The organism is Nocardia sp. NPDC051052 (assembly GCF_044456045.1).
Lineage (GTDB): Bacteria > Actinomycetota > Actinomycetes > Mycobacteriales > Mycobacteriaceae > Nocardia.
In genome coordinates this window covers 211,710-224,356 of record NZ_JBITFL010000015.1, presented here as the reverse complement: position 1 = coordinate 224,356, position 12,647 = coordinate 211,710, and the positions used below count along the sequence as shown (strand labels likewise).

The 12,647-nt window shown below is 68.3% G+C and carries 9 protein-coding genes; all 9 read right to left on the bottom strand.

Annotation, left to right across the window (positions count from 1 at the left end):
* Positions 1 to 131: 131 nt before the first annotated feature.
* Positions 132 to 1,268: a glutamate 5-kinase gene (gene proB / locus ACIBCN_RS37900; RefSeq protein WP_396996879.1), complete on the bottom strand. Its 1,137-nt coding sequence runs from the start codon at positions 1,266 to 1,268 to the stop codon at positions 132 to 134.
* Positions 1,269 to 1,323: 55 nt separating this feature from the next.
* On the bottom strand, positions 1,324 to 2,778 hold the full coding sequence (gene obgE, locus ACIBCN_RS37895) for a GTPase ObgE (RefSeq protein WP_396996878.1): 1,455 nt from the start codon (positions 2,776 to 2,778) through the stop codon (positions 1,324 to 1,326).
* Between the two features lie 135 nt (positions 2,779 to 2,913).
* Entirely contained in the window at positions 2,914 to 3,180 is a 267-nt protein-coding gene (gene rpmA / locus ACIBCN_RS37890; RefSeq protein ID WP_396996877.1) for a 50S ribosomal protein L27, read from the bottom strand.
* 22 nt (positions 3,181 to 3,202) lie between these two features.
* Positions 3,203 to 3,514 carry a 50S ribosomal protein L21 gene (rplU, locus tag ACIBCN_RS37885; RefSeq protein WP_040732804.1) on the bottom strand — a complete coding sequence of 104 codons (312 nt, stop codon included), beginning with the start codon at positions 3,512 to 3,514 and terminating at the stop codon, positions 3,203 to 3,205.
* A gap of 344 nt (positions 3,515 to 3,858) precedes the next feature.
* Entirely contained in the window at positions 3,859 to 6,930 is a 3,072-nt protein-coding gene (locus tag ACIBCN_RS37880) for a translation initiation factor IF-2 N-terminal domain-containing protein (protein ID WP_396996875.1), read from the bottom strand.
* A 504-nt stretch (positions 6,931 to 7,434) separates the two neighbouring features.
* The gene (gene ndk, locus ACIBCN_RS37875; RefSeq protein WP_069167833.1) at positions 7,435 to 7,851 is read right to left on the bottom strand and encodes a nucleoside-diphosphate kinase; all 417 of its coding nucleotides are present in this window, start codon (positions 7,849 to 7,851) and stop codon (positions 7,435 to 7,437) included.
* Between the two features lie 106 nt (positions 7,852 to 7,957).
* Entirely contained in the window at positions 7,958 to 8,371 is a 414-nt protein-coding gene (locus tag ACIBCN_RS37870; RefSeq protein WP_396996873.1) for a DUF4233 domain-containing protein, read from the bottom strand.
* Positions 8,368 to 9,837, bottom strand: coding sequence for a bifunctional folylpolyglutamate synthase/dihydrofolate synthase (locus ACIBCN_RS37865; RefSeq protein WP_396996872.1), 1,470 nt, complete (start codon positions 9,835 to 9,837; stop codon positions 8,368 to 8,370). Before ACIBCN_RS37865 ends, ACIBCN_RS37870 begins: the two co-directional genes overlap by 4 nt.
* Positions 9,834 to 12,560: a valine--tRNA ligase gene (locus ACIBCN_RS37860; protein WP_396996871.1), complete on the bottom strand. Its 2,727-nt coding sequence runs from the start codon at positions 12,558 to 12,560 to the stop codon at positions 9,834 to 9,836. Before ACIBCN_RS37860 ends, ACIBCN_RS37865 begins: the two co-directional genes overlap by 4 nt.
* Positions 12,561 to 12,647 lie beyond the last annotated feature (87 nt).

Genomic DNA, 12,647 nt, shown 5'->3' with positions numbered 1-12,647 from the left:
TCCTCGTCACGGCATCAAGTGTCGTCATCACGGCACCTTCCCGCTGAACATCAATCAGCGTGTTGGGCCGGAACCACCGTTAAATCCACAGTCCCGTCAAGAGCGTGGAACGTGCGTTAAGTCGTTGGGGGTTAAACGTTTACGAGGTCGTCGGCGTGGATCACGGGGCGTTGCATGGTTTCTGGGAGTTCCGCGGTGGAGTGGCCGAGCATGGGGGTTAGTTCGGTGCTGTCGTAGGCGACTACGCCTCGGGCTACTAGGTGGTTGTTGGCGGTCAGTAGGTCTACTACGTCGCCGCCGTGGAAGGGGCCTCTTAGGGCGGTGATGCCTGCGGCTAGGAGGGAGCGGCGGGCGGCTACGGCGCGGGCGGCGCCGTCGTCGATCAGGAGGGCGCCTCGGCTATCGGCGGCGTGGCGGACCCAGAACTTGCGGGCGGACAGGCGGGTGGGGCGGGCGGCGAAGGCGGTGCCGACCTGGCCGGTGGTCAGGGCCTCGGCGGCGGAGGTGGCCGCGGCCAGGAGCACGGGGACGCCCGCGTCGGCGGCTAGGCGGGCGGCGGAGAGTTTGGATGCCATGCCGCCGGTGCCGAGTGCGCCACCGCTGCCTGCGATTACGCCGTCGAGGTCGGCGCTGCTGTGTACCTCGGGGATGAAGGTGGCGGCGCCCTTGCGTGGGTCGCCGTCGTAGAGGCCTTCGACGTCGGAGAGCAGGACCAGGGCGTCGGCACCCACCAGGTGGGCGACCAGGGCGGCGAGGCGGTCGTTGTCGCCGAAGCGGATCTCTTCCGTTGCGACGGTGTCGTTTTCGTTCACCACGGCGATCGCGCCGAGGGAGCGGAGACGGTCCAGGGTGCGCTGGGCGTTGCGGTGATGCTCGCGACGGGCGAAATCGTCCGCGCTCAACAGGACTTGGCCGACTGTGCGGCCGTAACGGGCGAAGGAGGTACCCCACGCGTGCGCCAGTGCGAGCTGACCGACGCTGGCGGCGGCCTGCTTGGTGGCCAGATCGCGAGGACGGCTGCTCAGTCCGAGCGGTGCGATCCCCGCACCGATCGCGCCCGAAGACACCACCACCACATCGGATCCCGCGCGCATCCGCGCCTCGACCGCATCGGCGAGCAGATCGAGGCGTGCGGTGTCGAGCCCACCCTTCAGGCTGGTCAGCGCCGACGACCCGATCTTCACCACGACCCGGCGCGCCGACGCGATCGCCAGGCGTGCCTCACTCAGGCCCGAATCCGACTCGGTAGCACCAGAACTCACTGTCATCCCAATCAAACTCCCTGCGCAGCAATAGAACTCGCCGACACCGAAGCGCGCACGGCTACTCCTCGTCGTCCTTCACCAGACCACGGCGCACCCGGGAGGCGTGCTTGCGCTCGGTGGCGCTGATTCGATCGTCTTGTTCCAGGCGGATATCGGTGCCGCGGCCGGTGGGCACCCGGTCGATGCCCGCGGTGATCTGCGGTTCCCATTCGAAGGTCACGTTGCCGATGGTCACCGGGGCGCCCGGCTCGGCACCCTGCTTGACCAGCTCGTCCTCCACGCCGAGGCGGGCAAGGCGGTCGGCGAGGTAGCCGACGGCCTCGTCGTTGTCGAACTGCGTCTGGACGACCCAGCGCTCGGGCTGCGAACCGCGCACGATGAAGCCACCGGGCTCCGCCGGATCCGCGATCACGCTGAAGCCGGTCTGGTTGACCGCGATCGGCCGGATCACCGGACGCGCGGGCGCCGCCTTCGGATGCGCCTCCCGGTATTTCAGTACCAGGTCGGCGAGCGCGAAGGTCAAGGGCCGCAAGCCTTCTCGGCTCACCGCCGAGATCTCGAAGACCGGCCAGCCGCGGGCGGTGAATTCGGCGGTGACCATCTCGGCCAGCTCGGCGGCATCGGGCACGTCGATCTTGTTCAGGATCACCACGCGCGGCCGGTCGGCCAGGTCGCCGAGGTCGGCGTCGGCGCTGAGCGCCGGTCGGTAGGCGGCGAGCTCGGCTTCCAGCGCGTCCACATCGGAGACGGGGTCGCGGCCGGGTTCGAGGGTGGCGCAGTCGACTACGTGCGCGAGTACCGCACAGCGTTCCAGGTGCCGCAGGAAGTCGAGGCCGAGGCCGCGACCTTCGCTGGCACCGGGGATCAGGCCGGGCACGTCGGCCACGGTGAAGGTGGTGTCGCCGCTGAGTACCACACCGAGGTTGGGCACCAGGGTGGTGAACGGGTAGTCGGCGATCTTCGGCTTGGCCGCCGACAGCACCGACACCAGCGAGGACTTGCCCGCCGACGGGAAGCCGACGAGGCCGACATCGGCGACGGACTTCAGTTCGAGGACCAGGTCGATCTCTTCGCCGTCCTCGCCGAGCAGCGCGAAGCCGGGGGCCTTGCGCGCCTTCGAGGCGAGTGCTGCGTTGCCGAGGCCACCACGGCCACCACGGGCGGCGATGAACCGGTTGCCCGCGCCGACCAGGTCCATCAGGACCTTGCCGTCGCCGTCGAGCACCATGGTGCCGTCGGGCACCTTGAGCAGCAGGTCGATGCCCTGCTTGCCGTCGCGGTTGCTGCCTTCGCCCGGCTTGCCGTTGCCCGCCTTGGCATGCGGGTGGAAGTGGAAGTCGAGCAGGGTGTGCACGTTGGGGTCGACCTCGAGGATCACGTCCCCGCCGTTGCCGCCGTTACCGCCGTTGGGGCCGCCGAGCGGCATGAACTTCTCGCGGAGTACCGAAGCACACCCGTGTCCGCCTTTGCCGGCACGCACGTGCAGTACGACGCGGTCGATGAACTTGGACATTTCCGAATCATCCTCCTTCAGGACTGGTCGATCGCAGTGGTGCGCAGGAAAAGCGCTGATATGTCTTATGAAAACGCGAAAGCGGGCCAGGGTTGCGACCCTGACCCGCTCGGCTGTTGTCTGGAGAGGTAAGGCCTAAGCCTCGACCGGCTCCGGGACGACGATGTTGACGGTCTTGCGTCCGCGCTTGCTGCCGAACTCCACCGCGCCCGCCGCGAGGGCGAACAGGGTGTCGTCACCGCCACGGCCGACGTTCACGCCGGGGTGGAAGTGGGTTCCGCGCTGGCGCACCAGGATCTCGCCTGCGTTGACCTTCTGGCCGCCGAAACGCTTGACGCCGAGGCGCTGGGCGTTGGAATCGCGACCGTTCCGGGAGCTGGAAGCACCCTTCTTGTGTGCCATAGCTGAATCTCCTCGGGATGTCTTACTTGATGCCGGTGACCTTGATGACCGTCAGCGGCTGACGGTGACCTTGACGCTTGTGGTAGCCGGTCTTGTTCTTGAACTTGTGGATGCGGATCTTCGGGCCCTTGGTTTGCTCGACGACCTCTGCGGCCACGGAGACCTTGGCCAGCTTTGCGGCGTCGGTGGTCAGGTCGGCCCCGTCAACGACGAGAACCGGATCCAGGGCGACGGAAGTACCCGGCTTACCCTCGATCTTCTCGACCTTCACCAGGTCACCGACCGCGACCTTGTACTGCTTTCCGCCGGTCTTGACGATCGCGTACGTTGCCATCGGTCGGCTTCCTCCACTCGATTAAGTACAGTCATGTTTCTTCTCGCGACACAACTGCGCGACGCGAGATGTTCTTGGCTGGCTTGCTGCGCGGGGCGTGGTATAACGCCCATCGCCAGGCAGCGACCGACCAAGGTTACCAGAGCACCCCTTCAACGACACAATCCGCCCGTCGGCAGCCTGCGAGCAACCTTTGCCCGTGCGGTTTCGGTGCGTTTCCGGCGCTGCGGCGGAGCACCTCGGACACCGCCGTAGCGGGGCCCTGTGTGGCCACCATCCAACGACGCGGCCGATCCCACCCGAGGGTGTGACCGGCCGCGTCGAGGCTGTCAGATCAGCTGCTACTACTCCGCAGGCGGCGGGCCCGCGGGACGGCCGACAGCACGACGCCGCGGCTTGCGGACCGGCACCTCGATCGGGACGTCGGCGGTGAAGTCGACAGCGGGCGCGGGAGCCTGCTCCGCGGTCGGCAGCACGAACACCGCACCGCTGCTGTCCGCTGCCGGAGCCGCGGCCGAACGGGCGACCCTGCGCCGTCGGCTCGTGCGCGGTGCCGGTTCCGGCGCACCGTTGGTTACCACACGCTCCGCCGCAGGCGGTGCCGTCGATTCCGTAGGAGCCGGAGCCTCGGTAACCGGTGCGGCCTCGACCACCTCGGTAGGCGCGTCGGCCTCGGCAGTGACGACCTCGGTGTCGAGCGGCTCGACCGCCACCGACTCACTCGCCGCGGCGATCGACTCGTCCGGACCCGCCACCGACTCGTCCGTGGCAATACCCGACTCGTCCTCGTCCGCGTCACCGTGATGCGCGGCCATCGCCAACGCGACCGGATGCGCCCGCTTGACAGCGATGTCCTCCTCGGACTCCACCGGCGCGGTCCCGGTGGTCGCGACGACCGGCACGGCCGGTGCCGCACCCTTGTCGCGGCCACGGCGGCGACGCGATCCGGTTTCCCGGGCGACACCCCGTGCGCCCCCGTCGTCGCCGGAGGACGGCTCGACCGGGTAGGCGTGCACCAGGATGCCGCGCCCATGGCAGTGCTCACAGGTGGTCGAGAACGCCTCGACCAGGCCGGTGCCCAGCTTCTTACGGGTCATCTGCACCAGGCCGAGCGAGGTCACCTCGGACACCTGGTGGCGGGTGCGGTCCCGGCCGAGTGCTTCGGTGAGCCTGCGCAGCACCAGGTCCCGGTTCGATTCGAGCACCATGTCGATGAAGTCGACGACGATCATGCCGCCGATATCGCGCAACCGCATCTGGCGCACGATCTCCTCGGCCGCCTCCAGGTTGTTGCGGGTGACCGTCTCTTCCAGGTTGCTGCCGCCGGAACCGGTGAACTTGCCGGTGTTGACGTCGACCACGGTCATCGCCTCGGTGCGGTCGATCACCAGGGTGCCGCCCGAGGGCAACCACACCTTGCGATCGAGCGCCTTGGCGAGCTGTTCGTCGATCCGATAGGCCTCGAACACGTCGACGCCGTTGTTCTCGTGCCGGGAGACCCTGGCGAGCATTTCCGGCGCGACGGTGCCGATGTACTTCTCGACCGTGCTCCAGGCCCGGTCACCCTCGATGACGAGCCTGGAGAAGTCCTCGTTGAACAGGTCGCGGATGACCTTGACCAGCAGGTCGGGCTCTTCGTACAGCGTCTTGGGCTGGCCGTCGTTCTTGCCTCCGGCGGCCTTCTCGATGGTGCGCCACGTCGCCTGCAGCCGTTCCACGTCGCGGGCCAGCTCGTCCTCGGCGACGCCCTCGGACGCGGTGCGGATGATCACACCGGCGTCGTTGGGGACGATGTCGCGCAGGATTTCCTTGAGCCGCTTGCGTTCGGTGTCGGGCAGCTTGCGGCTGATGCCGGTGGAGGTGCCACCGGGCACGTACACCAGGAAGCGGCCGGCCAGGCTGATCTGCGTGGTCAGCCGGGCGCCCTTGTGCCCGACCGGATCCTTGGACACCTGCACGAGCACGAGTTCACCTGGCTTGAGCGCCTGTTCGATCTTGCGCTCTTTACCGCCGAGACCGGCGGCCTCCCAGTTCACCTCGCCCGCGTACAGCACGCCGTTGCGGCCGCGGCCGATATCGACGAACGCCGCCTCCATGCTGGGCAGCACGTTCTGCACCTTGCCGAGGTAGACGTTGCCGACCATCGACGCGGAACCGGTGCTGGTGACGAAGTGCTCGACCAGGATGTTGTCCTCGAGCACGGCGACCTGGGTGGCGGTCGGGTGGTCGGGGAACGCCTTCTCGCGCACCACCATCACCCGGTCCACCGCTTCGCGGCGGGCCAGGAACTCCGACTCGGTGAGGATCGGCGGCCGGCGGCGACCAGCGTCGCGACCGTCGCGCCTGCGCTGCCGCTTGGCCTCGAGCCGGGTGGAACCGGTGATGCCCTGCACCTCGTCGACGGCGGTGGCCCGGCTGCGGCTCTTGTTCCGCGGCTCGCGCTCGTGCACGACGGTATTCGGCGGGTCGTCCTCGATGGTTGCGGCGGCCTCGGCCTCGGCGGTGTCGCCCGCCACCTTGCGACGGCGGCGGCGACGGCGGCGTCGGCTCGCGCCCTCCGGCTCGTTCTCGTCGTCGTCGGCATCGTTGGTGTCGTCGGACGAGTCGCTGGCGTCCGCGGTGGTGTTGTCGGCGGTGTCGCCGGCCTGCTCGTCCTCGTTGTCGTCCGAGTCGTTCTCGTCGTCGGCGTCGCCCTGCTGCTCGCCGCGACCGCGACCGCGGCCACGACGGCCACGACGCCTGCGACGCGGCTGACCGTCGGCGTCGCCCTGCTGATCGGTCGACTCCTGGTCGTCCTCGACCGTCTCGGGCTCTTCCTCGGGCTGCGGCTCTTCGACCACCGGCTCTTCGCGCTGAACAACACGCTCGGTGCGGCGCTTGCGGCGGGTCTGCTCGGCGGCCGCGGCATCCGGCGGCAGGAACAGCGGCACCTGCACAACGGCGGCGGACTCGAAGACCACCGGCATGGCGACGTGCGGCTCTTCCCGGACCGGGTGGGTGAACAGCTGCACCGAGGGCTGGTGCGCGACTTCGTTCGGGTTCTCGGCGCCGGAGTTGCCGATCAGCGGCTCGGGCGCAGAGAAGACCAGCCCGCCGTGACCGCGGCTAGGCGCGGGCTCCGGCGCGGCCGGGGATTCGACCGGCGCCGCGGGCGGCGTCTCGACCGGCTGCTCGGCCGCGGCTTGCGACGCTGGGGCGTCGCCCTCCGGCGGACCGAGCGCGTCGCGGACAGATTCCGCGATCGCCCGATCGACGTTCGACTGCGCGCTGCGCGCTTCGGACCCCAACTCGGTGAGCTTGGCCAGGATGCGCTTGCTCGTTACCCCCAGCAGCTTGGCGAGTGCGTGAACTCGGATTCGCTCCGGCAATTGTTCGGCATCCTGTGGTGTTGTTTCCAATGGCTCTTTTTCGGCCACGAAGTCTCCTCGGACCCCCGGGCGCGTCCCTCCCGGTAAGGAGTGAAGCGGCCGACGCGGGGGCACTGTCCGTTCGCCTCACGCCGCTTGGCGCAAGGTCATATGGTCTCGCCCCGCATGTCCGGTTATCACCATGGTGTTCGTCGGTTTGGGCTAACTGGTCACGCGGCGCCTGGCTGTTGGCTGAACTCCACAGTTGTGAGCGCTCATCCAGCGTGCCGACGCGAACAGCAGGCCCAGCGACCGGGCCTTTTGTCCGTGGCAGCGATGATCGGCATCGAACCGCGGTGTGTCATCCGGCTGCGATGGCCCCGATAGTCCACGTACCTGCGCGAACAGTCGGCATCAAAAGCAGCCGATGTCAGTATCCCATACCGAGCGCCGCAGGCTCACCGCGGCGCACGACTAACCTCGCTGAAGCTCGGTCAGTCGCGCACCGCTGGGCGCTGTGCCTTCGGCTCGCCCGCTGCGCTCACTCACAACTGTGTTCACTCGTAAATATTCTCAGGCCGGAAACTCCGGGAACCACAGAGCAATCTCGCGCTTGGCCGATTCGGGCGAATCGGACCCGTGTACCAAGTTCTCCTGGGTTTCCAGCGCGAAGTCGCCGCGAACGCTGCCCGGTACGGCCTTTTCCACCGGGTCGGTGCCGCCGGCGATCTGCCGGAATGCCGCGATGGCGCGCGGCCCCTCCAAAATGGCCGCGACGACGGGGCCGGAGGTGATGAATTCGATCAGGGAGCCGAAGAACGGCTTTTCGGCGTGCTCGGCGTAGTGGCCCTTGGCCAGGTCCTCGGACACATGCTTCAGCTCGAGGGCCGCGATCTTCAGGCCCTTGCGCTCGATTCGTACCAGCACCTCGCCGACGAGGCCACGGGCCACACCGTCCGGCTTGATGAGTACCAACGTCTGCTCAGTCACGGCGCACACTCTAACCGGCACCCCCGGCGGGTACCGAACTCGCGGTGAGATCGGTACCCCGGCGCGCTGCGGCGAACGGCCGGAAACCGTCCTGGGGCCGCCGGATTCAGGAGGAACGCGGAGCCCGCTGACCCGGCAGCAAACCCTTCTCCATCCGGCCGCGCACGTCGGCGCGCAGCACCAGAATGAAGCCCCAGACCACCGCGAAGACGATGCCGATGACCCCGATGGACAGATGGATGAAGGTGCCGAGCAGCACGAATACCTGCAGCCCGAGATTGAACGGCATCGCCCACGACCGGCGCTGCACGCCCGCGCCGAGGAACATCACCACGGCCAGCACCACCAGGTAGGTGCCCGACGCCCAGGTGACCCCGCCGCCGACCGAACCGACGACCGGCAGCGCGAGCAGCACCACGATCGCCTCGAGGATCAGCGTGCCCGCCATGACGCCGCGGAAGCCCTTCCACGGATCGGTCGTCGGTGCCGGTACCGAATCGGGTTGGGCAGGCTCGGTCATACGGGATCCTTTCCGAACAGCGCGCGCGTCGCGCCCGCCGTCACCACGGAGCCGGTCACCACTACGCCGGCACCGGACACCATCTCCCCCGCTTCGCCGACTTCCTCGGCGATGGCGATCGCGGTCTCCAGCGCGTCCGGCAGGGTCGGCGCGGTGATCACCCGCTCGTCGCCGAAGCGCTGCACGGCGAGGTCGGCGAGCATGTCGACGTCCATCGCGCGCGGCGAACCGTTGCTGGTGACGACGATCTCGTCGAGCACCGGCTCCAGCGCGGTGAGGATGCCGTCGGCGTCCTTGTCGGCGAGTACGGAGACCACACCGACCAGCTTGCGGAAGTCGAACTCCGCGGTCAGCGTCGAGGCGAGCGCCTGCGCGCCCGCCGGGTTGTGCGCGGCGTCGATGAAGATGGTCGGCGCGTTGCGCATCCGCTCGAGCCGCCCAGGACTGGTCACGCTCGCGAAACCGGCACGGATGGCTTCGATGTCGAGCTGCCGGTCGGCACCGGCACCGAAGAACGCCTCGACCGCCGCGAGCGCGAGCACCGCGTTGTGTGCCTGGTGCTCGCCGTGCAGCGGCAGGAAGATCTCGTCGTACACCCCGCCGAGGCCCTGCAGTTCGAGCTGCTGGCCGCCGATCGCGATCTGCCTTGCCAGTACCCGGAATTCGCCGCCTTCGCGCGCTACCGCGGCGTCCATTTCGACGGCGCGGCGCAGCAGCACGTCCATCGCCTCCGGGTCTTGCTCGGCGATGACGACGACGGTGTCGCGCGGCACCAGGCTCTCCGGCGCGCGTTTGATGATCCCGGCCTTCTCCCCCGCGATGGCGGTGAGATCGGTGCCGAGGTAGTCGGTGTGGTCAAGGCCGATCGGGGTGATCACCGCGACCTGCCCGTCGATCACATTGGTGGCGTCCCAGGTGCCGCCCATGCCGGTCTCCACGATCGCCACGTCGACCGGCGCCTCGGCGAAGGCGGCGAACGCCATTCCGGTGAGCACCTCGAACTTGCTCATCGCCGGACCGCCCGCCTCGGCCGACTGCGCGTCGATCATCTCGATGAACGGTTGCAGCTCCTGGTAGGTGTCCACATACCTGGCCGGCGTGATCGGCGCGTTGTCGATGCTGATCCGCTCGGTGGCCAGCTGCAGGTGCGGGCTGGTGATCCGGCCGGTGCGCCGGTGCAGCGCGGTGAGCAGCGCGTCGATCATCCTGGTGACCGAGGTCTTGCCGTTGGTGCCCGCGACGTGGATCGCGGGGTAGCTCTGCTGCGGCGAACCGAGCAGGTCCATCAGGGTGGCGATGCGGGTGAGCGACGGCTCGATCTTGGTTTCCGGCCAGCGGGTGTCGAGTTCGGCCTCCACCAAAGCCATTTCGGCCAGCTCGACCGGCGACGGCCCGGAACTCAGCCGCGGTCCCGCGGCCGGGTGGCGCAGATCGTCGCCGTACTGCGGTTCGGGTTCGTGGTTCATTTACCGCTCAGTTCTGCGAGTCGGGCACCGATGCGCGCCACCTCGGCGGCGGCGACCTGTTGGCGGTCCTTGATCTTCGCGACCACCGGCTCCGGCGCCTTGGCGAGGAACGCCTCGTTGCCGAGTTTGGCTGCGGTGCCTGCCAATTCCTTTTCCGCCGCGGCCAGGTCCTTCTCCAGGCGGCGGCGTTCGGCGTCCAGGTCGACGGCTCCCGAGGTGTCCAGCTCGACGGTGACGGTGGCACCGCTCAGCCGGACCTCCACGGTCGCGGTCGCCGCGAACTCGTCGCCGGGCTCGGTGAGCCGGGCCAGGTTCGCGACCGAGTCGTGCAGTGCGGTCAGGCCGGCGGTGTCCAGGCCGATCAGCTTGGCCGCCACCTTCTGCTTGTCGGCCAGGCCCTGATCGCCACGGAACCGGCGGATCTCGGTGATCAACCGCTGGGTGTCCGAAATACGTTGCGCCGACACCTGATCCGTCGGCACACCGGAGGCCTGCGGCCACGCCGCGATCACCAGGGACTCGCCGGCGGTCAACGCCTGCCACAGCGATTCGGTGACGAACGGGATGACCGGATGCAGCAGGCGCAGCACCGCGTCCAGCACGGTGCCGAGCACCACCTGGGTGGCGTCGGTGCGCGGGCCTTCCTCGGCGAACTGCACCTTGGTCAATTCCAGGTACCAGTCACACAATTCGTCCCAGGCGAAGTGGTACAGCGCCTCGCAGGCCTTGCCGAACTCGTAGCTGTCCAGCGCCGAATCCACCTCGGCGCGCACCTCTTCGAGCCGATCCAGGATCCAGCGGTCGGCATCGGTGAGCAGGGCGCGATCCGGCAGCTCACCGGTCCGTGCGCCGTTCATCAGCGCGAACTTGGTGGCGTTGAACAGCTTTGTCACGAAGCTGCGCGAGGCGAGTGCGTGCTGTTCGCCGACCGAGAGGTCGCCGCCGGGCTGCGCGCCGCGGGCCAGGGTGAATCGCAGTGCGTCGGCGCCGTATTCGTTGATCCAGGCCAGCGGGTCGATGCCGTTGCCACGCGACTTCGACATCTTCTTGCCGTACTGGTCGCGAATCAGGCCGTGCAGGAACACATCCTTGAACGGAACCTGATGCCCTTCCTTACCCGCCTGCCCACCCGTCGCCCGACCGCCACCCCCCACGGAATCACTTCGCGATGCGGTAAATACGGGGTCGTCGCCGACAAAGGTGCCGAACATCATCATCCGGGCCACCCAGAAGAACAGGATGTCGTACCCGGTGACGAGAACGCTTGTCGGATAGAACTTCTCGAGTTCCGGGGTGGCGTCGGGCCAGCCCATGGTGGAGAACGGCCACAGACCCGAGGAGAACCAGGTGTCGAGCACGTCCGGGTCCTGCACGTAGCCCTCGGGCGCGGTCTCGTCGGGGCCGACGCAGATCACGTCGCCCTCGGGGCCGTACCAGATCGGGATGCGGTGACCCCACCAGAGCTGCCGGGAGATGCACCAGTCGTGCATGTTGTCGACCCAGTCGAACCAGCGCGGCTCCGAGCTGGCCGGGTGGATCACGGTGTCGCCGTTACGGACCGCGTCGCCGGCGGCCTTGGCCAGCGACTCGACCTTGACCCACCACTGCATGGAGAGTCGCGGTTCGATCGGCTCGCCGCTGCGCTCGGAATGTCCGACGCTGTGCAGGTACGGCCGCTTCTCGGCGACCACGCGGCCCTCGGCGGCCAGCCGCTCACGCACCGCGACGCGCGCCTCGAACCGGTCCATGCCGTCGAATTCGGTTCCGGTGCCGATGATTCGGCCGCGCTCGTCCATGATGTTGGGCATCGGCAGGTTGTGCCGCACGCCCATCTCGAAGTCGTTCGGGTCGTGCGCGGGGGTGATCTTCACTGCGCCGGAACCGAATTCGGGGTCGACGTAGTCGTCGGCGATGATCGGGATCTGCCGCCCGGTGATCGGGTGCTCCAGGGTGGTGCCGATCAGCGCCTGATAGCGCGGGTCGCCGGGGTGCACGGCCACCGCGGTGTCGCCGAGCATCGTCTCGACGCGGGTGGTGGCCACGATCACGTGCGGTTCGTTGTCGTCGAGCGAGCCGTACCGCAGCGAGACCAGCTCGCCTTCGATCTCCTGGAAGTTGACCTCGATGTCGGAGATGGCGGTGCGCAGCGCGGGCGACCAGTTGACCAGTCGCTCGGCGCGGTAGATCAGGCCCGCGTCGTAGAGCCGCTTGAAGATCGTCTGCACGGCCTGGGACAGGCCGTCGTCCATGGTGAACCGGTCGCGGTTCCAGTCGACGCCGTCGCCGAGCGCGCGCATCTGCCACTGGATGGCGCCGCCGGATTCGCGCTTCCAGTCCCAGACCTTGTCGATGAACAGCTCGCGGCCGAAGTCTTCCTTGGTCTTGCCGTCGACGGCAAGCTGCTTCTCCACGATCGTCTGGGTGGCGATGCCCGCGTGGTCCATGCCCGGCAGCCACAGCACCTCGTAGCCCTGCATGCGCTTGCGGCGGGTGAGGGCGTCCATGATGGTGTGGTCGAGGGCGTGGCCCATGTGCAGATTGCCGGTGACGTTCGGCGGCGGCAGCACGATCGAGTAGGGCGGCTTGTCACTGGCGGCGTCGGCCGCGAAATAGCCAGCGGCTACCCAGCGCTCGTACATCGAGGCCTCTACCTCGCCGGGGTTCCAGCTCTTGGGGAGGGAATCGGCACGATTACGCGTCTTGTCAGGGGCTGCGCTGGTCACCCGACGATTCTAGTGGTCCGGCTCAATCGATTTCCGCAGGGTGTGAGGCGGCACCGGACGGTCGGGCCGAATGCCCATGGTGGGCGT